Source organism: Paraburkholderia sp., assembly GCF_036488795.1.
In the GTDB taxonomy this organism is placed as follows: Bacteria; Pseudomonadota; Gammaproteobacteria; order Burkholderiales; family Burkholderiaceae; genus Paraburkholderia.
The window spans coordinates 39,543-61,022 of record NZ_DASXHA010000139.1; the positions used below are offsets into that span (position 1 = coordinate 39,543).

The following is a 21,480-nucleotide window of genomic DNA, read 5'->3' on the forward strand; positions in this document are numbered from 1 at the left end:
AGTGTGCGTCCTGTCGAAGTCCTGATCATTGGGAGCAAGCGCGCCATGAATCGTCCCATTCTGTCTGCTTTGCCGCCTGGTCTGAATTCGCTCTCCGCCCATTGGGGATGGCTCGCCGTGCGCGGCATCGCCGCCATCCTGTTCGGCATCCTCGCGTTCGCGTGGCCCGGCTTCACCATCACGACGCTCGCGCTGGTGTGGGGCGCCTATGCAATCGTCGACGGCGCTTTCGCGCTCGTCTACGGCGTGCGCGGCGGCGGCAGGCGGCGTTGGGCGTATGCGTTCGTCGGGCTGATCGGCGTTATCGCGGGGCTCATCGCGTTGTTCTGGCCGAACGAGACCGCCATCATCCTCGTGATGATCATCGGCGCCTGGGCCCTCGCGGTCGGCATCTTCGAGATCATTTATGCCATCCAGTACCGGCACGCCAATGCCCATCCATGGGTGATCGGGCTGTCGGGCTTGCTGTCGGCGGCGGTCGGGCTGTTCATCCTGGCCTATCCGGGTGCGGGCGCCTTGTCGCTGATCTGGCTGATCGGCACCTACGCGATCTTCTACGGCTTCCTGATGCTGTTCGCGGCCATCCAGTTGCGGCGCTTCCGCCATCGTTCGGGCGTCTGAGCGGCCTTCGCAGCAGCGGCCCGGCGGCACACGCGACTGACCGCGCACGCCGCTGCCGCGCTGAATTTTCCGCTATACTTTGCGCTTCATGTAGTCATCCACGCGCCGATTTGCTGACTCGATTGCGGGCGCGCGAACCAGCCGGAAGGTGTTCCGGCGGTTCACTATAAATGCGGCTAAAGAGGTCGTCAGCCGCGCACATCGTCTCTCTCCGTGCCTCGCCGACACCATTTAGCCGCCCCTGTAGAAGGCGGAATGAATGGAATCGATCGGTATCGTCGCTCCCCAGAAAATGCATTTCTCCGAGCCGCTGCTCATGCAGAACGGCAGCTCGCTCGCCGGTTACGACCTGATGGTCGAAACCTACGGCACCCTCAACGCCGCGCGCAGCAATGCCGTGCTGGTATGTCACGCGCTGAACGCCTCGCATCACGTGGCGGGCATCTATGAAGACGACCCGAAAAACGTCGGCTGGTGGGACAACATGGTCGGACCGGGCAAGCCGCTCGACACCGACAGGTTCTTCGTGATCGGCGTGAACAATCTGGGCTCGTGTTTCGGCTCGACCGGCCCGATGAGCATCAATCCCGCCACCGGCGAGCCCTACGGCGCGAGCTTTCCGGTCGTGACGGTGGAAGACTGGGTGAACGCGCAGGTGCGGGTGGCCGACACGTTCGGCATCGAACGTTTTGCGGCGGTGATGGGCGGCAGCCTGGGCGGCATGCAGGCGCTCGCGTGGAGCATGATGTATCCGCAGCGCGTCGGCCATTGCATCGTGGTGGCGTCGACGCCCAAGTTGTCGGCGCAGAACATCGCGTTCAACGAAGTGGCGCGCTCGGCGATCCTGTCGGACCCTGACTTTCACGGCGGCAACTACTACGCGCACGGTGTGAAGCCGAAGCGCGGGCTGCGCGTCGCGCGCATGATCGGCCACATCACCTACCTGTCCGACGACGACATGGCCGAGAAATTCGGCCGCTCGCTGCGCCGGGCGGAAGGCGCGCTGGACGCGTACAACTTCAATTTCGACGTCGAATTCGAAGTGGAATCGTACCTGCGCTATCAGGGCGACAAATTCGCCGACTACTTCGACGCCAACACCTACCTGCTGATCACCCGTGCGCTCGACTATTTCGACCCGGCCAAAGCCTTCGACGGCGATCTGACCAGGGCGGTCGGCCACACCACGGCGAAATATCTGATTGCCAGCTTCACGACCGACTGGCGTTTCGCGCCGGCCCGCTCGCGCGAACTGGTGAAAGCGTTGCTGGATCACAAGCGCCAGGTCACCTACGCGGAAATCGACGCACCGCACGGCCACGATGCCTTCCTGCTCGACGACGCGCGCTATCACAACCTGATGCGCGCCTATTACGAACGTATTGCCACCGAGGTGAACGCATGAACCAGCGCGCTCTCGATTATCTTGCGCTGCGGCCTGACTTCCGCGCCATCGCCCGCTGGGTCGAACCGCGCGCGACCGTGCTCGACCTGGGCTGCGGCGACGGCTCGCTGCTGTCCCTGCTCACCGAAGAGCTGGAAGTGTCGGGCTACGGCATCGAAATCAACGACGCCGGCGTGCTCGCGTCCACCAAAAACGGCGTCAACGTGATTCAGCAGAATCTGGAAGACGGTTTGCGCCTGTTCGAAGACGGCAGCTTCGATTTCGCCATCCTGTCGCAAACCTTGCAGACCATTCATCAGACCGCGGCGATCCTGCGCGAGACGGTGCGGGTCGGCAAGGAGTGCATCGTTTCGTTTCCGAATTTCGGCTATTGGGCGCACCGCCTGTCGGTGCTGCAGGGCCGTATGCCGGTGTCGAAATCGCTGCCTTATCAGTGGCACAACACGCCGAACGTGCGGGTGCTGACCATCAAGGACTTCGAGGCGCTGGCGCCGGAGGTCGGCATCGAAATTCTCGACCGGGTCGTGCTGCACGGCGGCCAGGCGGTGCGTTGGGGGGCGAACTGGCGTGGTAGTCTTGCGGTCTATCGCGTCAAGAAAAGCTAACGCCACTCAATCACATGTCGAACCCGCCGCACGAGGCGCCCGCTCTTACCGCTCACGTTGAACATCCCGGCTGGCGTGCATTTCTGAACACGCACATGCTGATCTGCGTCTTTCTCGGCTTCACGTCGGGATTGCCGCTGTTCACGCTCGTCTATCTGGTGCAGGCATGGCTGCGCTCCGAGGGCGTCAATCTGAAGGAAATCGGGCTGTTTGCGCTGATCCAGTTCCCGTACACGTGGAAATTCGTCTGGGCGCCGCTGATGGACCGCTATGTACCGCGTCTGCCCGGCTGGCGGCCGGGGCGCCGGCGCGGCTGGATGCTCGTCACGCAGATTCTGGTCGCCGGCGCGATCGCCACGCTCGGTTTCGTGTCGCCGCGCGATTCCATCTGGACCGTCGCCGCCCTCACCGCGCTGGTGGCCTTCTTCGGCGCGAGCCAGGACATTTCCATTGATGCCTACCGGCGTGAACTGCTGACCGATCCGGAACAGGGTCTGGGCAACGCCGTGCACGTGAACGCTTACAAGATTGCTGCGCTCGTGCCGGGTTCGCTGGCGCTGATTCTGTCCGACCACTTGCCGTGGACCACCGTGTTCATCGTGACGGCCGCCTTCATGGTGCCGGGCATGATCATGACGCTCCTCGTGCGCGAACCCGAAGTGCACGGCGCGCCGCCGAAAAACCTGCGCGAAGCGATCGTCGAACCGTTCCGCGAATTCATTCAGCGCGACGGCTGGCGCGGTGCGCTGCTGGTGCTCGGCTTCATCTTTCTGTACAAGCTCGGCGACACGATGGCGACCAACCTGTCGACCTCGTTCTTCCTCGACATCGGTTATTCGCGCACGCAGATCGGCGTGATCGCCAAAACCACCGCGTTTGGTGCGAGCCTCGCGGGCGGGATCATCGGCGGCCTGTGGATGATGCGCATCGGCATCGGCCGCGGGCTGTGGGTGTTCGGATTCCTGCAGATGCTGTCGACGCTCGGCTTTGCCTGGCTCGCGCATCTCGGACCGGCAGCGCCGGGGCTGGCCGCCATCTACGATTTCGCCGTCTATACGAGCCAGGCGGTGACAAAGCTGTTGGCCCTCTTCGGCATTGACTGGACCGTGCAGCTCGATGCGCGGTCCGTTGCACTCGCGCTCGTCTACGGGCTCGAAACCTTCGCGACCGGCCTGACCATGGCCGCCTTCACCGCGTACATCGCCAGCACGACTGATCCGCGCTACACCGCCACGCAGTTTGCGCTCTTCACGAGTCTCGCCTCGGTACCGCGTACGCTGGCCTCGGCAGCGAGCGGGTATGTGGTGGCGCAGATCGGCTGGTTCGACTATTTCCTCGCCTGTACCGCGCTGGCGCTGCCCGGCATGCTGCTGTTGCTGCGCATCGCGCCGTGGAGAACGAGGTCATGAGCGGTGGTGCGGCTCGGCGAGCGCCAGCCTTAATGCGGCCTCGCAGGATTGCGCCCGCTTCGCGCCTCGGGCTACGCGCGGCGCTTGTCCTCCTCTGCAGCGGCAGCAGCCTGCTTGCGACGCCTCTCGCCGCCTACGCGACGGCGCTGCCCGCTGCCGCGGCCAGCACGTCAGCGTCGGCGCCGACGTCGGCGTCGGCGTCGGTTCCTGTGCCGGCGGGGGCGAAGGCGGCGTCGAACGGCGTGAGCATGGAAACGCCCGCCTCTACGGCAGCGAACCCCGCTAGCGGCGCAAGCGCGAACGCAAGTGCCGCAGGCAGCAGCAGTGCACCCGCCGCCACATCCACACCTGCAGCGTCCACGGCGCAGCCGGGCGCGCCGGTCACCGCCAGACAGCCGGCACGCGCCGGCGCACCGGCGGCGGCTTCCGACACGCATCCATCACCCTCCTACGCACCGAACCAGCAACTGCATTTCGGCAGCTATACGGTGTTCCGCAATCTGATTCCGTCGCCCGTTCTGGAAGCGCAGGCCGCCGAGGAGTTTCAGCAGATCGTTTACGGCGCCCAGCATGCCGATCGGCTTTATCCGGATACCGACGCGCGCGTCATCCGCGTTCGCACGATTCTGGACAAGCTGATTCCGTACTCGCTGAAGTGGAACGAGCGGGCGAAGAACTGGAAGTGGGACATTGCGGTGATCCGTTCGCCCGACATTCGCATGTATTGCCTGCCGGGCGGCAAGATCGTGATCTATGGCGGGTTGCTGGACCGCGTGCGCCTGAACGACAACGAGCTCGGCATGCTGCTCGGCCACGAGATTGCCCACGCGCTACGCGAGCATGCACGCGAACGCCTCGGTGAACAGCAAGCCGCGCAACTCGATTCTTCGGGGACGATTCCCCAGTTGTTCGGACTCGCCGATCTGGGCGCAGCGCCGCTGGGCATCGGTTCGCAGCTGCTCGAAATGAAATACGAGAGCACCGACGAAACCGAAGCGGACGTGATCGGCAGCGACATCGCTTCACGCGCCGGCTACGACCCGCGCGCCGCCATCACGTTGTGGGACAAACTGGCGGCGGCGACGCGCGCCAATCATGAGCAGGGCTACATTTACGTGCACCCGTACACGCCGGCGCGCCGCCAGGACATCATGAAGCGGCTGCCGGACATGCTGATGCTCTACGCGAAAGCCATCGGCAAGCCGGTGGATGCCCTGCCCGACTATGCGGGCATGGGCCGTCCGCGGCGCGGACCAAGCCGCGGCGACTGAGGCGCGCGGCGCGCGGCGGCGCCGGGAAACCCGCTTACTTCTTGAGCTTGTGGTCGTAGTCGACCGTCAACGGCGCATGGTCGCTGAACTTGATGTCGCGGAACACGTCGGTGCGCTTTGCCTTGCCGGCAATGCCGGGCGTGGCGATCTGATAGTCGATCCGCCACCCGACGTTCTTCGCATACGCCTGGCCGCGATTGCTCCACCACGTGTACTGTTCGGGCCGTTGATCCAGCGTACGGAACACGTCCACATAACCGACCTCGTCGAACAGCTTGTCCAGCCACGCGCGCTCTTCCGGCAGGCAACCCGAATTCTTCTGGTTGCTTTTCCAGTTCTTGATGTCGATTTCCTTGTGGACGATGTTCACATCGCCACACACGATCACTTCGCGTTCCTGTGCAAGCTCGGCGAGGTGCGGCATGAACTCGTCCATGAAGCGGTATTTGGCCTGTTGACGGTCATCGCCGCTCGAACCTGACGGCACATACACCGACACCACCGACAACTTGCCGAAACGCAACTCGACGTAACGCCCTTCCGGATCGAACTCTTCACTGCCGAAGCCGATCACCACTTCGTCCGGTTCGTGACGCGTGTACACGCCCGCGCCGCTGTAGCCCTTTTTCACCGCGTGCTGGAAATAGCCGGTGAAATTATGCGGAGCGAGGAATTCCGGCGTCATGTCGTCTTGCGAGCATTTGATTTCCTGCACGCACAGCACATCCGCCTTCTGTTCACCGAACCATTCGAAAAAGCCCTTCTTCGCCGCGGAGCGGATGCCGTTCAGGTTGGCGGTAATCACACGCAACATGTCGTTCCCTTTTGGTTGATTCGTTATTGATTGATGGTTTGGCCTGGAGCAGGCGGCCGTTACTTCCAGACGCCACCGGCCTCACTCCACTTTCACGCCCTTGAGCGATTCCTTCGCGGGCGGATATTCGAGCTTGAGACCCTCGAAAGTGCGCAGCAACAGCTCCGCCACCATCACATTGCGATGCGTCTTCGAATTGGCAGGGATCACGTACCACGGCGCGTAAGGCGTCGAGGTGGCCATCAGCGCGTCGTGATACGCCGCCTGATACTGATCCCACTGCTTGCGCGCTTCGAGATCGGAGACGTCGAATTTCCAGTGCCTGGTCGGATCGTCGATGCGCGCTTGCAGGCGCCCGCGCTGCTCGTCCTTCGAAATATGCAGCATGCATTTGATGATCGTCGTGCCGGTTTCGGCCAGCAACGCTTCGAAACCGCGAATCTGGCGGTAACGTTGCTCGCGTGCGTCGTTGTCCAGCTGTCCGAGTACCACCGGCACCAGCACGTCTTCGTAATGGCTGCGGTTGAAGATGGTCAATTCACCGGCCGACGGCGCCTGCGCGTGCACGCGCCACAGAAAGTCGTGCGCCAGTTCGTTCGCGGTCGGCGCCTTGAACGGCACGATGCGCAGGCCAAGCGGATCGACCTCGTGAAACACGGCGCGAACCGTGCCGTCCTTGCCGCTCGTGTCCATGCCTTGCAGCACCAGCAGCACACGCTGCAACTGCTGTGCGTGCAGGCACTCCTGCAAAGCGTCGAGCTTTGCGCCGATCTGGGAGAGCCTGTCCCGATCGCCTTCTTTCGAGCCAGTCGAAAACGGCTTTGCGCTGGGATCGAAATCGGCAAGCGCGAATTTTTCGATCTTTTTGGTATCGAAATACGGCACGCGGAAATCGTCGAGTTCCGGCTTCCTGGCCATGCAATGCCTCCGGTGATTAGCCTAGACGTGTTGGAAATGAAACGGGCCGCTGCCCCACTTGCGTCCGGCAACAGCCCGTTAAGACCGCAGCGTTGCGCTGACCTACGCGCAGGCTCCGGCACTTTGCATCACTTGATTCAGGACAGCTTTTTCTTCAGCAGTTCGTTGACCTGCTGCGGATTCGCCTTGCCCCTGGTGGCCTTCATGGCCTGGCCGATCAGCGCGTTGAACGCCTTTTCCTTGCCGGCGCGGAATTCCTCGACCGACTTCTGATTGGCCGCGAGCACTTCGTCGATGATCGCTTCCAGCGCGCCGGTATCGGAAATCTGCTTGAGACCCTTGGCTTCGATGATGCGGTCTGCAGCGGCTTCGTCGGTGGCCTTTTCTTCCCAGATGGCGACGAAAATTTCCTTCGCGATCTTGTTCGAAATCGTACCGTCGGCGATGCGTTGCAACACCAGCGCTAGCTGTGCGGCGGACACCGGGCTGTCGCCAATGTCGAGACCTTCGCGGTTCAACAGCGACGAAACCTCGCCCATCATCCAGTTCGCTGCGACCTTGGCCTGCGCCGCGCCCACTTTGGCAACGACGGCTTCGTAGTAGGCGGCCATCGCCTTGCTTGACGTCAGCACGCCGGCGTCGTACGGCGTGAGCCCGTATTGCTCGACAAGGCGCTGCTGGATCGCGACGGGCAGCTCCGGCATGTCGGCCTTTACGCGCGCGACCCACGCCGCGTCGATCACCAGCGGCATCAGATCTGGATCAGGGAAGTAGCGGTAGTCGTGCGCGTCTTCCTTGCTGCGCATGGAGCGCGTTTCGCGCTTGTCCGGATCGTACAGACGGGTTTCCTGCACCACCGTGCCGCCGTCCTCGATCAGTTCGATCTGGCGCCGCACTTCGTACTGGATCGCTTCTTCGAGGAAGCGGAACGAGTTCAGGTTCTTGATCTCGGCGCGTGTGCCGAATTCCGCCTGGCCAAGCGGTCGCACCGATACGTTCGCGTCGCAACGGAACGAGCCTTCCTGCATGTTGCCGTCGCAGATGCCAAGCCACGTGACGAGCGTATGCAGCGTCTTGGCGTAAGCCACCGCCTCGGCCGCGCTGCGCATTTCCGGTTCGGTGACGATTTCGAGCAGCGGCGTGCCGGCGCGGTTCAGGTCGATGCCGGTCATGCCGGCGAAGTCTTCGTGCAAGGACTTGCCCGCGTCTTCTTCGAGGTGGGCGCGCGTCAGATTGACGGTCTTCTCGTACGCTTCCTTACCGGCCTTTTCATTGGCCGGCACCTGGATGGTGATCTGACCGCCTTGCACGACCGGAATCTCGTACTGGCTGATCTGATAGCCCTTCGGCAGATCCGGGTAGAAGTAGTTCTTGCGCGCGAAGATGCTGCGCGGCGCGATGGTTGCGCCGATTGCCAGGCCGAATTCGATGGCGCGCTGCACGGCGCCGCGGTTCATCACCGGCAGCGTGCCCGGCAACGCCAGATCGACGGGGCAGGCTTGCGTGTTAGGAGCGGCGCCGAACTGCGTGGCGGCGCCCGAGAAAATCTTCGAGACGGTCGACAGTTGCGTGTGCGTCTCGAGACCGATCACGACTTCCCATTGTTTAGCCATATTCACACTCCTGCCGGTGCTTGACGATGCCAGTCGGTCGCGCGCTGGAACGCGTCCGCAACCTGCAGCATGCGGGCTTCGTTGAAATAGTTGCCGATGATCTGCAGGCCCACCGGACGCCGCGCATTCGCGCCCGCGCCGAAACCGCAGGGCACGCTCATGCCGGGCAAACCCGCGAGGCTCACCGACAGCGTGTAGATATCGGCCAGATACATCTGCACCGGATCGTCGCCCTTCGCGCCCAGATCCCACGCCACCGACGGCGCCACCGGTCCCATGATCACGTCGCACTGGCTGAACGCCTGCTGGAAATCATTCGCGATGATGCGGCGGATCTTCTGCGCCTGCAGGTAGTACGCGTCGTAGTAGCCATGCGACAGCACATACGCGCCGACCAGAATGCGGCGCTTCACTTCGGGACCGAAGCCTTCGGCACGCGACTTCTTGTACATGTCGATCAGATCACGATATTCCGCCGCGCGATGGCCGTAGCGCACGCCGTCGAAACGCGACAGGTTCGACGAGGCTTCCGCCGGGGCGATCACGTAGTACACCGGGATCGACAACTCGGTCTTCGGCAGCGAGACCTCGACGAGGGTGGCGCCGAGCGCTTCGTATTGCTTCAGCGCGGTATCGATGGCAGCGCGCACGTCGTCCGCGAGGCCCGCGCCGAAATATTCCTTCGGCAAACCGATGCGCAGACCGGCGAGCGGCTTGCCCGCGCCATCAGCCGACCAGTTCTGGCCGAGATAGCGCGTGTAATCTTCATCTTCGCGTTCGAGGCTGGTCGAATCGTGCGGGTCGAAGCCGGCCATGGCGTTGAGCAACAGCGCGCAGTCCGCGGCGTTTTGCGCCATCGGGCCGGCCTGGTCCAGCGACGAGGCGAACGCGATCATGCCGTAGCGCGACACGCGGCCATAAGTCGGCTTGATGCCGGTAATGCCCGAGAACGACGCCGGCTGGCGGATCGAGCCGCCCGTGTCCGTGCCGCTCGCAGCCGGCGCGAGGCGCGCGGCCACGGCCGCCGCGGAGCCGCCCGACGAGCCGCCCGGCACCGCTTTGGTGTCCCACGGGTTCTGCACCGGGCCGAAGTACGAATTCTCGTTCGACGAGCCCATGGCGAACTCGTCCATATTGGTCTTGCCGACGCACACCATGCCGGCGCGATTCAACCGCTCGACGATGGTGGCGTCGAACGGGCTCGTATAGCTGGCGAGCATCTTCGAGCCGGCGGCCGACCGCCAGCCCTTCGTCACGAACACGTCCTTATGCGCGATGGGTAAGCCGACCAGCGCGCCGGCGTGGCCCGTGTGCAACAGCGCATCCGCCGCTTTGGCCTGTGCGAGGGTGAGTTCGGGATCGACCTGGACGAAGGCGTTCAGGCCTTGGGCTGCGTCGATCCGCTTGAGATAGAGCTGCGCCAGTTCGACCGCGGAGACTTCCTTCGCAGCCAGCGCGGACCGTAGTTCGGTCAAGCTTTTTTCATGCATTGCGTTATTCCTGAAGAGCGCGGCAGCGCCGGGCAGCACTACCGTGGAGGCGTTCGGCCAGCGCCGGCCTCGGGTCTCGCGACCCACGTTATTCAATGACCTTCGGCACCAGATACAGGCCGTCCTGCACCGCGGGGGCGGGACGCTGGAAGTCTTCGCGCTGCACCACTTCCGTTACGGCGTCTTCACGCAGACGCAGCGCGACGTCTTCGATTTGTTCGATTGGATGGGCGAGCGGTGCGATGCCGGTGGTATCGACGGCCTGCATCTGCTCGACGAGGCCGAAGAAGTCATTGAGCTGGGCAAGCGTGTGTTCAGCGTCGGCGTCGGCCAGTTCGAGCCGCGCGAGATGCGCGATGCGCTTAACATCGGTCAGGGTCAGAGCCATGCAGTCACCGGAAAATGTGGTGGACCGCCGCAGCGCGGAAAAACAATGCTACGACAGCGGGTTACGTCACTGGAGGGAGGCCTCGAAAAAGGGGCCAGCGGTGGCGAAAAGTGCCTACCGTTTCCTTCAAATCAACCAAAATTATAAGGTATCATTACGCGTTCGACCCAAACCCGGACCGACTTACCAAGGCCTTTCTGGTCATTTCCCACAAATGATTCAGAGATAAACGGGCTTTGTTTCGGCCTCCGGTAGATTCCCTCGCAGCTTCAAGCCTCTGTGGCGCGGTATCCGCCCGGTTGAAGCTGTTATTTTTTCCGCTGCCGCCCTGCGCATTCTTTTGCGAGGCCCCGGCCCCAAGCGAGACAGGATTTTGAATGTTCGGTTTTTTGCGCAGCTACTTCTCTAACGATCTGGCGATTGACCTCGGCACCGCCAACACGCTCATCTATATGCGTGGCAAGGGCATCGTTCTTGACGAACCGTCGGTCGTTTCTATCCGCCAGGAAGGCGGTCCCAACGGCAAGAAAACCATCCAGGCAGTCGGCAAGGAGGCCAAGCAAATGCTTGGCAAGGTGCCGGGCAATATCGAAGCCATCCGGCCCATGAAGGACGGCGTGATCGCCGACTTCACCGTCACCGAGCAGATGATCAAGCAGTTCATCAAGACAGCTCACGAATCGCGCATGTTCTCGCCGTCGCCGCGCATCATCATCTGCGTGCCGTGCGGTTCGACCCAGGTGGAACGCCGCGCCATCAAGGAAGCGGCACACGGCGCAGGCGCCTCGCAGGTTTATCTCATTGAAGAGCCCATGGCTGCGGCAATCGGCGCCGGCCTGCCGGTCTCAGAAGCGACCGGTTCGATGGTCGTAGACATCGGCGGCGGCACGACGGAAGTCGGCGTGATCTCGCTGGGCGGCATCGTGTACAAGGGTTCGGTGCGGGTCGGCGGCGACAAGTTCGACGAAGCCATCGTCAATTACATCCGCCGCAACTACGGCATGCTGATCGGCGAACAGACCGCCGAAGCCATCAAGAAGGAGATCGGCTCCGCGTTCCCGGGCTCGGAAGTCAAGGAAATGGAAGTGAAGGGCCGTAATCTGTCGGAAGGCATTCCGCGCAGCTTCACCATCTCCAGCAACGAAATCCTCGAAGCGCTGACGGATCCGCTGAACCAGATCGTGTCGTCGGTGAAGATCGCGCTCGAGCAGACGCCGCCGGAACTCGGCGCGGACATCGCCGAACGCGGCATGATGTTGACGGGCGGCGGCGCACTCCTGCGCGACCTCGACCGCCTGCTCGCCGAAGAAACCGGCCTGCCGGTGCTGGTCGCCGAAGACCCGCTGACTTGCGTCGTGCGCGGCTCGGGCATGGCCCTCGAGCGCATGGACAAGCTCGGCAGCATCTTCTCGTACGAGTAAGCGAGAGCTCGTCTCCATGTCAGCAGCGCGGATCGGACGGCTAGCCTCCCTGGGGCCGGCCCGTCTACGGCTGGCGGTCCCAGCCGCCCCGCGCTGAAGCGCGCGCCCGTTCGCGCCGCCGTTACACCCAACCGCTCACGCCCCCGGCGCCGACCATGGAATACAGTCCGCCGCCTCTATTCAAGCAAGGCCCATCCGCACTCGCACGGCTGATTTTTTTCGTGCTGCTTGCGCTCGCATTGCTGATCTCCGACGCGCGCTTCAAGACGCTCGAAATCCTTCGCGGTGTGCTCGGCACGGGTCTCTATCCGTTGCAACGTGCGGCGCTGGTGCCGCGCGACATGTTCATGGGTGCGGCGGATCTGGCCGTCACCAGCGCCACGCTGCGCGGTGAAAACGACACGTTGCGCAAGAAGAATCTCCAGCTCTCCCTGCAAGCCAATACGGCGGCCGAGCTGAATGCCGAAAACGCCCATCTGCGCTCGCTGCTGCAACTGTCGCAGCGCATGACGACTCAATCGATCCCGGCTGAAATCCAGTACGACACGCGCGACCCGTTCACGCAGAAGGTCATCATTGGCCGTGGCGCGCAGCAAGGCATCCAGAATGGTTCGCCGGTCGTCAATGAAGACGGCGTGATTGGCCAGGTGACCCGGGTGTTCCCGCTGCAGGCAGAAGTCACGCTGCTGACCGACAAGGATCAGGCGGTGCCGGTACAGGTGGTGCGCACCGGCCTGCGCAGCGTGATCTACGGTACACCGAAGGGCGATACCCTCGACCTTCGCTTCGTGCCGATCAGCGCGGATCTGCAGACCGGTGACGAACTCGTGACAAGCGGGCTGGACGGCACCTATCCGCCCGGCTTGCCGGTGGCCAAGGTCGTCAGGGTGGACAAACAGGCGGATACCGCATTCGCCCGCGTGGTTTGCCTGCCGGTCGCGCCGGTGCGCGGCGCTCGCCAGTTGCTGGTGCTGCACTATCTGAATAACGTGCTGCCGCGCCCCGCTGACGAACCGGACGCAGCCAGCGCCGCGAAGGACGCCAAGGCGAAGAAGGGTGCCAAGGGCACACCCAAGCCAGGCGACAAAACCGCTCCCGAGAAAGGCGCCACCGAAAAACCCGCCGCGGATAAAAACGCCAGGGCCGCCACGCCGGCGTCCGCCGCTGCGGCGGCGAAGCCCGCTGCACAGAAACCTGCGGCTGTCGAGAAGAAGCCGGCCGCCGAAAAGACCGCGAAGCAACCGGCCGCGCAAGGAGTCAAGCCTTGAACCGCCCGCAATACATCCTGCAGCCGGTCAATCCGTACTTCATCTCGTTCAGCCTGGCCGCCGCCTTTCTGCTGAATCTGATGCCTTGGGGGCGCCTGATCGGCGTGCCCGACTTCGTCGCGCTGGTGCTGCTGTTCTGGAATGTGCATCAGCCGCGCAAGGTGGGCATGGGCATCGCGTTCATGCTCGGCATCCTGATGGACGTGCACAATGCCAGCCTGCTCGGTGAGCATGCGCTTGCCTATACGCTGCTGTCATACGGTGCGATCACCATTCACCGGCGCGTGCTGTGGATGTCCATGGGCGTGCAGACTTTCGCGGTGATGCCGCTGTTCGTGATCGCGCAACTCGTGCCGTTCGTGATCCGTCTATTGATGGGCGCGGCCTTTCCTGGGTGGGGCTATCTGATCGACGGTTTCGTCGAAGCAGCCCTCTGGCCCATCGCGAGTGTGCTGCTGCTGATGCCGCAGCGCCGTCCGGCCGATCCGGACGACACTCGTCCCATTTAGCGCAGCGCGCGCGGCGAGCCCCTCCTTGAACACGCTGAACTTGCTCAACCCGTGTTCGCCAGGCCGGCTCGAGCCGTTCTGCTCAAGCCTTCCGGCCGCCGCCGGCGGCCCACACTTCTATCACGGCCGCCTCGCGGCCATTTGACCAAACGCATGGCTGCAGAATTCAAGGACACCCAGCAACAGCTCTCGAAGTTCCGCCTGCGCGTCGCGGCGGCGGGCCTGTTCGTGTTCGTCTGCTTCGGGCTGATCGTGTTCCGCTTCCTGTTCCTGCAGGTCTGGCACTACAGCAAGTACTCGCTGCAGGCCGACGAGAACCGTATCTCCGTCGCGCCGATCGTGCCTAACCGCGGCATCATCACGGACCGCAACGGCGTCGTGCTGGCGAAGAACTATTCGGCTTACACGCTGGAAATCACGCCGTCGAAGCTCAACGACACGCTGGACAATGTGATCGACAATCTGTCGACCGTCATTACCATCGACGCCCGCGACCGCCGCCGCTTCAAGAAGCTGCAGGAAGATTCGAAGAATTTCGAAAGCTTGCCGATCCGCACGCGCCTCACCGACGACGAAGTGGCGCGCTTCACCGCGCAGCGCTTCCGCTTTCCGGGCGTCGAAGTGCGCGCGCGCCTGTTCCGCCAATACCCGCTCGGGCCGACCGCGGCTCACGTGATCGGCTACATCGGTCGTATCTCGCAACGCGATCAGGAAAAGATCGACGACGCCAGCGACCAGAACGACAGCGATCCGGATCACTACGATCCGCGTCTCGACGCGAACAACTACAAGGGCACGGACTACATCGGCAAGATCGGCGTCGAGCAGAGCTACGAGACCGAACTGCACGGCCAGACCGGTTTCGAAGAAGTCGAAGTCACCGCCGGCGGACGTCCGGTGCGCACGCTGTCGCGCACCCAGGCCACGCCGGGCAACAACCTCGTGCTGTCGCTGGATATCGGTCTGCAGCAGGTCGCCGAGCAGGCGTTTGCCGGCAAACGCGGCGCATTGGTGGCGATCGAGCCGGCGACCGGCGACGTGCTCGCGTTCGTCTCGGCGCCGAGTTTCGATCCGAACTCGTTCGTGGACGGCATCGACCAGCAGACCTGGGACGATCTGAACAACTCGCCGGATCACCCGTTGTTGAACCGGCCGTTGCACGGTACCTATCCGCCGGGCTCGACGTATAAGCCGTTCATGGCGCTCGCCGCGCTGACGCTGCACAAGCGCACGCCGAGCTGGGGCTTCCAGGATCCGGGCTTCTACACATTCGGCGGTCACACATTCCGCAACGACGTGCGCTCGGGCCAGGGCTGGGTCGACATGAACCGCGCCATCGTAGTGTCGAACGACACGTACTTCTACATGCTCGCGCACGACCTGGGCGTGAATGCAATCGCCAATTTCATGAAGCCGTGGGGCTTTGGCCAGATCACCGGTATCGACATTGCCGGCGAAGCGAAGGGCATTCTTCCTTCCACCGACTGGAAGCGCAAAGCCTACCGCAAGCCGGAACAGCAGCGCTGGTACGAAGGCGAGACGATCAGTCTCGGAATCGGCCAGGGCTACAACTCGTTCACGATCCTGCAACTCGCGCACGCGGTGGCCACGCTCGCCAACAACGGCGTCGTGATGAAGCCTCACCTCGTGAAGGAAATCGAAAACCCGATCAGCAAGGACACGCGTCTGACCGTGCCCAAGGACGATGGCCGCATCAACGTGGCGCAGTCGGATATCGACATCATCAAGCGCGCGATGGTCGGGGTGGTCACCAACGGCACGGCGTCCAAGCTGTTCATCGGCGCGCCTTACCAGGCGGCCGGCAAAACGGGGACGGCGCAGGTCTATTCGCTGCAGGGCGCGAACTACAAGGGTCACGCGGTTGCCGAGCATCTGCGCGACCACGCGCTGTTTATCGCGTTCGCGCCGGCCGACAATCCGAAGATCGCGCTCGCGCTGATCGTCGAGAACGGCGGCTGGGGTGCGGAATCGGCGGGTCCGATTGCACGCCGCGTGCTGGACTATTACCTGGTCGACAAGCAGAAGCCCGGCGCCGCAGCGGCAGCCGTTGCGGCCGCCGCGTCCGCCACGGAAGATGCCTCCGCGCCGGTGATCGGCTCCGCGCCGACTGCCGTTGAAATCGCCCAGCCGGCTTCGGTCGCCGCCGGCTTCACGGCCTTGCCGATACCCGGCGCCGCGTCGAATGTAGCGGCCGCGGGCGCGGCTTCGGGCGCCTCCGCCGCCGGTGCCGCATCGGCGGCGTCCGCAGTCGCGCCGGCCGCACCTGCCGGGTCCACCGTCATCGCGCCGGGCGCCTCTGCCGCTATCGTGGCCACGGTGGCGACGTCTGCATCGGCGCCGCCGAAGACGACTGTGCCGCGCAAGTCCGGACCGCATCGTCCGCGCCCGGCCAGCGACTCGACCCCCACCGCCGCTGCGCCGTCGCGCGACGACAGCATTCAGCCCACGTCACCTCGCCAGCCGGTCTCCGGCGGCATCGACGAGTAAGGAGAAAGGCATGCAATTCGACAAGCGCGCCTGGCTCGACCGCATCAAGAAGATGTTCATCGGCTTCGACCGCCCGCTCGCACTGGCGGTGTTTCTGCTGATGTGCGTCGGCATCGTCACGCTGTACAGCGCCACGCTCGACATGCCGGGCAAGGTCGAAGATCAGCTGCGCAACATCATGCTGACCTTCGTGCTCATGTGGGCGCTGGCCAACGTGCCGCCTACCACGCTGATGCGCTTCGCGGTCCCGCTCTACACCTTCGGCATAGCGTTGCTGGTGGCCGTGGCGTTATTCGGCCTCACGCGCAAAGGCGCGAAGCGCTGGATCAACGTCGGCGTGGTCATCCAGCCGTCCGAGATCATGAAGATCGCCACACCCCTGATGCTGGCGTGGTACTACCAGCGTCGCGAAGGCGTGATGCGCTGGTACGACTTTCTGGTCGGCCTGCTGATCCTCGCCGTGCCGGTGGGCCTGATCGCCAAGCAGCCCGACCTCGGCACCGCGGTGCTGGTATTCGCGGCTGGCCTGTTCGTCATCTACTTCGCCGGGCTCAGCTTCAAGCTGATCGTTCCGGTGCTGATTGCGGGCGTCATCGCCGTCACCTCGATTGCAGTGTTTCAGGACAAGATCTGTCAGCCTGAAGTGCAGTGGCCGCTCATGCACGACTATCAGAAACACCGTATCTGCACGCTGCTCGATCCGACGTCAGATCCGCTCGGCAAGGGCTTCCACACCATTCAGGCGGTGATTGCGATCGGCTCCGGCGGTCCGCTCGGCAAGGGCTGGTTGAAGGGCACGCAAGCTCACCTCGAATTCATTCCAGAGAAGCACACCGACTTTATTTTCGCCGTGTTCTCCGAGGAATTCGGGCTTGCGGGCGGGGTGGTCCTGCTCGTGCTGTATATGGCCTTGATCGCGCGAGGGCTCTATATAGCGGCCAACGGCGCGACCTTATTTGGCCGATTACTGGCCGGCTCACTCACCATGGCCTTCTTCACTTATGCGTTCGTCAACATCGGCATGGTGAGCGGGATCTTGCCGGTGGTCGGGGTGCCGCTGCCGTTCATGAGCTATGGCGGAACGGCGCTGATTACGCTCGGTGTCGCAACCGGCCTGATCATGAGCGTCGGGCGGCAGAAGCGCCTGATGCAGAGCTAGGACTGGTGACGAAACGAACAAGGGGCGCTGAAGCGCCCCTTGTTCGTTTACGCCGTACGGTCAGCGGCGGCCAGCCGGCTTATTGCGGCTTCGTCGCATGCTCGTCGCGCAACTGCGCGCTCAGTTGCTGATACTTCAGCTTGGCCGCCGGATCGCCCTGCGCCGCAGCCGCCGCGTAGTATGCGCGCGCGACGTTCAGGTTCTTGTCGACACCGTCCCCGCCGCGTTCGTAGAACGAGCCTGCGACGTATTGCGCCGTCATGTCGCCGCCTTCGGCGGCCTTCTTGTACCAGAGGAAGGCCTGGCGATTGTCGCGCCCCGTGCCGCGTCCATCGAGGAACTGGTTGGCCAGCGCCAGCTCGGCCTGCACATGTCCCTGCTGGGCGGCCTTCAGGAACCAGCGATGCGCTTCAACCGGATCGCGCCCGACGAACTCGCCATCGTCATACATCTTGCCGTACACATACTGCGCGTGCGACATGTTCGCGTCGGCCGCCTTGCGCAGCCACTTCTTGCCCTCTTCGACATTGGCGGTCGTGCCTTCGCCGTTGAGCAGCATCATGGCGTAGTTGAACTCGGCAAGCCGGTTGCCGCGCTGCGCCGCCTTGCGGAATTCGACCAGCGCGGAGCTCAGGTTGCCCGCGTTGTAGTCGGCCACCGCGGTTTCCGTTTCCGGATCATCGGCTTTGGATGGCTTGTCCTGCGCGTAGGCCGTGGCGGACACCATGAATGTTGCGCAAGCGGCAGCACCCACGGCGACACGCACCACGAACTGCGAAATACGCTTCATGACCGCACCTCCTGCAGCGCCTGACGCGTCGCGCGCAACAGCCACATGACATCGGCGGCCAAAGCGATAAAACGGAAGCCGGCATCGCGAGCCTGGCGCGCGCTGGCGGCATCCATCGCGAAGATGCCGGTTGCGATGCCGGCCTTTTGTGCCACGTCGACGATGTGATTCATCGCGTCCTGCACCTCGGGATGCTTCGAATCACCCAGATGCCCGAGGCTCGCGGCCAGATCGGCCGGTCCGATAAACAGGCAGTCGACGCCGGGCGTGGCCGCAATCTTTGCCACTTCCTGCACCGCGCGTGCGGACTCGATCTGCACGATCGTCGCGATCTGCGCGTTCGCCGTCTGCACGTAGTCGCGCCGCATGCCGTACGAACCCGCACGGACCGCACCTGCGACGCCGCGCAGGCCGTCGAGCGCGTCGGCCGTCGGATATTGCGTCAGACGCACGGCATGCGCGGCTTCTTCCGCCGATTCGATACTCGGGAACATCAGTGTGCGAGCGCCCGCATCGAGCACGCGCTTGACGAGCCATCCTTCGCTGGCCGGCACACGCACCACCGGTTCGCTCGGTAAGTGCGCCGCAGCAATGGCGCGTAGCTGGCTGGCGACGTCGGCGCTGTCGATGGGTGCGTGCTCCATGTCGATCAGCAGCCAGTCGAAGCCGGCATGCGCGAGCGCCTCGGTGGCGCTATCGCTGCCGAGTGCGAGCCACAGGCCGAACAGCGGTTCGGCTTCTTTCAGACGTTGCTTGAGGGGATTGGTGAAGGTGCTCATCGGCGCACTCCGCGGCAACGCACAAGGCTGCCTGAAGCACGGGAGAGGTAGCGGCCGCCGCTCTGGCGTCCGCTTTGCAATTGACTGGCCGGCATGTCTCGCTCCGTGTGGTTGTCGAAACGATCATACCGTGACAATAACGCGGGCGCTGGCGCGGCCCTGGGTTGCGTTGAGCGGCTATTGCGAGCCGGCCTGATCGCGCACCACGTCAGCCCAGCAATTCGGCGTCTCGTACAGACGCACGCGATGCAAACGGAGATTCACGCCGTAGTGCAGGTCGTAGACATCGGCGAGGATGTCGAACGCGACCGCGGCAAGATTTTCGACCGTGGGAATCCGGTCGAGCACGACTGTCTTATGACCGGGCATTGATTCGAGAAAGCCGCGCACCTGCGTGTCGCCTTCGTAGACGATGAACGCGTGATCCCACACGTCCACGAGATGTTCGACGGCGAGCGACTTCACGTCGGCGAAGTCCATCACCATGCCGCGATCCGGCGCGCCTTCCGTTTCGACGAGGTCGCCTTGCAGCGTGATTTCGAGCACATAGCGATGGCCGTGCAGATTACGGCACTGGCTGCGGTGATCGGGAATGCGGTGGCCCGCGTCGAATTCGAGTTTTCGGGTAATCGTCAGCACGGCAAATCAGGGAATGTTCAGATACTTGTGGGTCTGCATCGACAGGCGCCATTGCGGATGGCGTTTGCACCAGTCGATCGCGAGCCTGGTGTTGAGCTCGCGCGACGGGCCGTCCATCGGCTGGACGAGAAAATATTCGAAATCGAGCGCCGCATATTCGGACAGGCGCTGGTTGTCCTGCGGAATCACGACCTTCAGTTCATTGCCCTTCGTGACGACGAGCGGCGCGTCGGCCTTGGGGCTCACGCAGATCCAGTCGATCGTCTCAAGCACCGGCAACGAGCCGTTGGTTTCGATGGCAATCTCGAAGCCGGCCGCGTGCAGTGCGTCGACGAAGGGTTGGTCCATCTGCAGCATCGGCTCGCCACCGGTACAGACGACGAAGCGCTCGCCCTCGCCTTGCGGCCATTGCGACGCGATCATCTGCACCAGCTCTTCGGCCGTGCGGTACTTGCCGCCGTTCTCGCCGTCCGTGCCGACGAAATCCGTATCGCAGAAGCGGCACACGGCTTGCGCGCGGTCTTCCTCACGGCCCGACCACAGATTGCAGCCGGCGAACCGGCAGAACACGGCCGGACGCCCGGCGTTCGCGCCTTCGCCCTGCAATGTGTAGAAGATTTCCTTGACCGCGTACGTCATGCTGCTGTGTGCCTCGCCCGTGGCGCCTGTTGAATGTGTTGCCGCTGACCTTCGGTCAAACGGGTGCTTCCGTAACCTGCTCGCCTGCCAGATAGGCTTCGTAGCCGCGCTTGCGCAAACGGCATGCCGGACATTCGCCGCAGCCGAAGCCCCATGCGTGCAATTCGGCGCGCTCGCCCACGTAGCAGGTATGCGTTTCGACGCGAATCAGTTCGACCAGCTCGTCACCGCCCAACTCTTGCGCGAGACGCCACGTATCCGCCTTGTCGAGCCACATCAGCGGCGTTTCCAGCAGGAAGCGGGTGTCCATGCCCAGATTGAGCGCCACCTGCAGCGCCTTCATGGTGTCGTCGCGGCAGTCGGGATAGCCCGAAAAATCCGTCTCGCACATGCCGCCCACCAGCACCTGCAAACCGCGCCGATAAGCGATTGCCGCCGCGATGGTCATGAACATCAGATTGCGGCCCGGCACGAAGGTATTCGGCAAACCGCTGGCGGCGGCCTCGATCTGGATTTCGCGCGTCATTGCGGTTTCGCTGATCGAACCCAGCACCGACAGGTCGATCAGGTGATCGTCGCCAAGGCGTTCGGCCCATGCCGGAAAGGTCCGTACGACCGCGCTGCGAAACCCTTCGCGGCACTCGAGCTCCACGCGATGGCGCTGACCGTAGTCAAAGCCGAGCGTTTCGACTGTTTCGTATCGTTCGAGCGCCCAGGCGAGGCACGTGGCCGAGTCCTGACCGCCGGAAAACAGCACCAGAGCGCTGCTCTTAGCGTCTTTGCGGATCACCGTGAAACTCCGTGAATGATGAGTGCCACGTCGCGCTGCGCGCAGTGCGCCATGCAGCAACGCGGCGCGACGCGTACCGGCGTTGCAGCCGGCTCATGCAGTATAGGCCGCGCCTTCTGCGGGCAGAGTCGCTGGCGCTTATACCGCTGATTGTCGGGCGCAGGGGTTGGTGTGCTGTGCGGGACTTGTCTGGCAAACGCGGCAAGTCTTTGAACTGGCGCGATTTTATCATGCGACGCACAATGCCGCCGGGACCCCGCTGCAGGCAACCGCACATGCGGCCACGAACCAGCGCCCGTCAGAAAAGGAAAAGCCCCAGGAATCTTGCGAGTTCCTGGGGCTGAATCCTGGTGGCCTGGGACGGAATCGAACCATCGACACGCGGATTTTCAATCCGCTGCTCTACCAACTGAGCTACCGGGCCAACGAAGAAGCGAGAGTATA

20 protein-coding genes and 1 tRNA gene are annotated in these 21,480 nt (G+C 63.5%); 10 read left to right on the top strand and 11 right to left on the bottom strand.

Annotation, left to right across the window (positions count from 1 at the left end; translation table 11 throughout):
* Window positions 1–45: 45 nt before the first annotated feature.
* The 5 genes from VGH41_RS20455 to VGH41_RS20475 all read left to right on the top strand — a co-directional run bounded on the left by VGH41_RS20455 (window position 46) and on the right by VGH41_RS20475 (window position 5,311).
* Window positions 46–621 carry an HdeD family acid-resistance protein gene (locus VGH41_RS20455; RefSeq protein WP_331599365.1) on the top strand — a complete coding sequence of 192 codons (576 nt, stop codon included), beginning with the start codon at window positions 46–48 and terminating at the stop codon, window positions 619–621.
* Window positions 622–880: 259 nt separating this feature from the next.
* On the top strand, window positions 881–2,026 hold the full coding sequence (gene metX / locus VGH41_RS20460; RefSeq protein WP_331599366.1) for a homoserine O-succinyltransferase MetX: 1,146 nt from the start codon (window positions 881–883) through the stop codon (window positions 2,024–2,026).
* The gene (gene metW / locus VGH41_RS20465; protein WP_331599367.1) at window positions 2,023–2,631 is read left to right on the top strand and encodes a methionine biosynthesis protein MetW; all 609 of its coding nucleotides are present in this window, start codon (window positions 2,023–2,025) and stop codon (window positions 2,629–2,631) included. Before metX ends, metW begins: the two co-directional genes overlap by 4 nt.
* A 14-nt stretch (window positions 2,632–2,645) precedes the next feature.
* Complete coding sequence (locus VGH41_RS20470; protein ID WP_331599369.1) at window positions 2,646–4,040, top strand: AmpG family muropeptide MFS transporter; 1,395 nt, start codon at window positions 2,646–2,648, stop codon at window positions 4,038–4,040.
* Window positions 4,041–4,072: 32 nt separating this feature from the next.
* Complete coding sequence (locus tag VGH41_RS20475; protein WP_331599371.1) at window positions 4,073–5,311, top strand: M48 family metallopeptidase; 1,239 nt, start codon at window positions 4,073–4,075, stop codon at window positions 5,309–5,311.
* A 34-nt stretch (window positions 5,312–5,345) separates the two neighbouring features.
* Here the strand turns inward: VGH41_RS20475 and VGH41_RS20480 are convergent, their stop codons facing one another.
* The 5 genes from VGH41_RS20480 to gatC all read right to left on the bottom strand — a co-directional run bounded on the left by VGH41_RS20480 (window position 5,346) and on the right by gatC (window position 10,534).
* Window positions 5,346–6,125 carry an exodeoxyribonuclease III gene (locus tag VGH41_RS20480; protein WP_331599373.1) on the bottom strand — a complete coding sequence of 260 codons (780 nt, stop codon included), beginning with the start codon at window positions 6,123–6,125 and terminating at the stop codon, window positions 5,346–5,348.
* An 81-nt stretch (window positions 6,126–6,206) separates the two neighbouring features.
* Window positions 6,207–7,043 carry a PPK2 family polyphosphate kinase gene (locus tag VGH41_RS20485; protein WP_331599374.1) on the bottom strand — a complete coding sequence of 279 codons (837 nt, stop codon included), beginning with the start codon at window positions 7,041–7,043 and terminating at the stop codon, window positions 6,207–6,209.
* Window positions 7,044–7,180: 137 nt separating this feature from the next.
* Window positions 7,181–8,656 (bottom strand): Asp-tRNA(Asn)/Glu-tRNA(Gln) amidotransferase subunit GatB, encoded by a 1,476-nt coding sequence (gene gatB, locus VGH41_RS20490; protein ID WP_331599375.1) that lies wholly within the window; start codon window positions 8,654–8,656, stop codon window positions 7,181–7,183.
* A 2-nt stretch (window positions 8,657–8,658) separates the two neighbouring features.
* Window positions 8,659–10,146, bottom strand: a complete 1,488-nt coding sequence (gene gatA, locus VGH41_RS20495) for an Asp-tRNA(Asn)/Glu-tRNA(Gln) amidotransferase subunit GatA (RefSeq protein ID WP_331599377.1) — start codon at window positions 10,144–10,146, stop codon at window positions 8,659–8,661.
* A gap of 88 nt (window positions 10,147–10,234) precedes the next feature.
* Complete coding sequence (gene gatC, locus VGH41_RS20500; RefSeq protein WP_331599378.1) at window positions 10,235–10,534, bottom strand: Asp-tRNA(Asn)/Glu-tRNA(Gln) amidotransferase subunit GatC; 300 nt, start codon at window positions 10,532–10,534, stop codon at window positions 10,235–10,237.
* A gap of 377 nt (window positions 10,535–10,911) precedes the next feature.
* Between gatC and VGH41_RS20505 the strand changes: the two genes are divergently transcribed.
* The 5 genes from VGH41_RS20505 (at window position 10,912) to rodA (ending at window position 17,399) form a co-directional block, all read left to right on the top strand.
* Window positions 10,912–11,955, top strand: coding sequence for a rod shape-determining protein (locus VGH41_RS20505; RefSeq protein ID WP_004189550.1), 1,044 nt, complete (start codon window positions 10,912–10,914; stop codon window positions 11,953–11,955).
* Window positions 11,956–12,110: 155 nt separating this feature from the next.
* A complete protein-coding gene (mreC, locus tag VGH41_RS20510; RefSeq protein ID WP_331599379.1) occupies window positions 12,111–13,223 on the top strand; it encodes a rod shape-determining protein MreC in 1,113 nt (370 codons plus the stop codon).
* Window positions 13,220–13,732 carry a rod shape-determining protein MreD gene (gene mreD / locus VGH41_RS20515; RefSeq protein ID WP_331599380.1) on the top strand — a complete coding sequence of 171 codons (513 nt, stop codon included), beginning with the start codon at window positions 13,220–13,222 and terminating at the stop codon, window positions 13,730–13,732. Before mreC ends, mreD begins: the two co-directional genes overlap by 4 nt.
* 153 nt (window positions 13,733–13,885) lie before the next feature.
* Window positions 13,886–16,240 carry a penicillin-binding protein 2 gene (mrdA, locus tag VGH41_RS20520; protein WP_331599381.1) on the top strand — a complete coding sequence of 785 codons (2,355 nt, stop codon included), beginning with the start codon at window positions 13,886–13,888 and terminating at the stop codon, window positions 16,238–16,240.
* A 10-nt stretch (window positions 16,241–16,250) separates the two neighbouring features.
* Window positions 16,251–17,399 carry a rod shape-determining protein RodA gene (rodA, locus tag VGH41_RS20525; protein WP_331599383.1) on the top strand — a complete coding sequence of 383 codons (1,149 nt, stop codon included), beginning with the start codon at window positions 16,251–16,253 and terminating at the stop codon, window positions 17,397–17,399.
* A 79-nt stretch (window positions 17,400–17,478) separates the two neighbouring features.
* On the opposite strand, the gene VGH41_RS20530 is transcribed toward rodA, so the two are convergent.
* From VGH41_RS20530 to VGH41_RS20555, 6 genes are all read right to left on the bottom strand, one after another.
* Window positions 17,479–18,189 carry a tetratricopeptide repeat protein gene (locus VGH41_RS20530; RefSeq protein WP_331599384.1) on the bottom strand — a complete coding sequence of 237 codons (711 nt, stop codon included), beginning with the start codon at window positions 18,187–18,189 and terminating at the stop codon, window positions 17,479–17,481.
* On the bottom strand, window positions 18,186–18,968 hold the full coding sequence (locus VGH41_RS20535) for an HpcH/HpaI aldolase family protein (protein WP_331599385.1): 783 nt from the start codon (window positions 18,966–18,968) through the stop codon (window positions 18,186–18,188). The genes VGH41_RS20530 and VGH41_RS20535 overlap by 4 nt, the downstream gene beginning before the upstream one ends.
* 177 nt (window positions 18,969–19,145) lie before the next feature.
* Window positions 19,146–19,604 carry a 6-carboxytetrahydropterin synthase QueD gene (queD, locus tag VGH41_RS20540; protein WP_331599390.1) on the bottom strand — a complete coding sequence of 153 codons (459 nt, stop codon included), beginning with the start codon at window positions 19,602–19,604 and terminating at the stop codon, window positions 19,146–19,148.
* A gap of 9 nt (window positions 19,605–19,613) precedes the next feature.
* On the bottom strand, window positions 19,614–20,246 hold the full coding sequence (gene queE, locus VGH41_RS20545) for a 7-carboxy-7-deazaguanine synthase (RefSeq protein WP_331599386.1): 633 nt from the start codon (window positions 20,244–20,246) through the stop codon (window positions 19,614–19,616).
* A 55-nt stretch (window positions 20,247–20,301) separates the two neighbouring features.
* Window positions 20,302–21,036: a 7-cyano-7-deazaguanine synthase QueC gene (gene queC, locus VGH41_RS20550; RefSeq protein ID WP_331599387.1), complete on the bottom strand. Its 735-nt coding sequence runs from the start codon at window positions 21,034–21,036 to the stop codon at window positions 20,302–20,304.
* Between the two features lie 348 nt (window positions 21,037–21,384).
* Window positions 21,385–21,460, bottom strand: a tRNA-Phe gene (locus VGH41_RS20555).
* Between the last annotated feature and the right edge of the window lie 20 nt (window positions 21,461–21,480).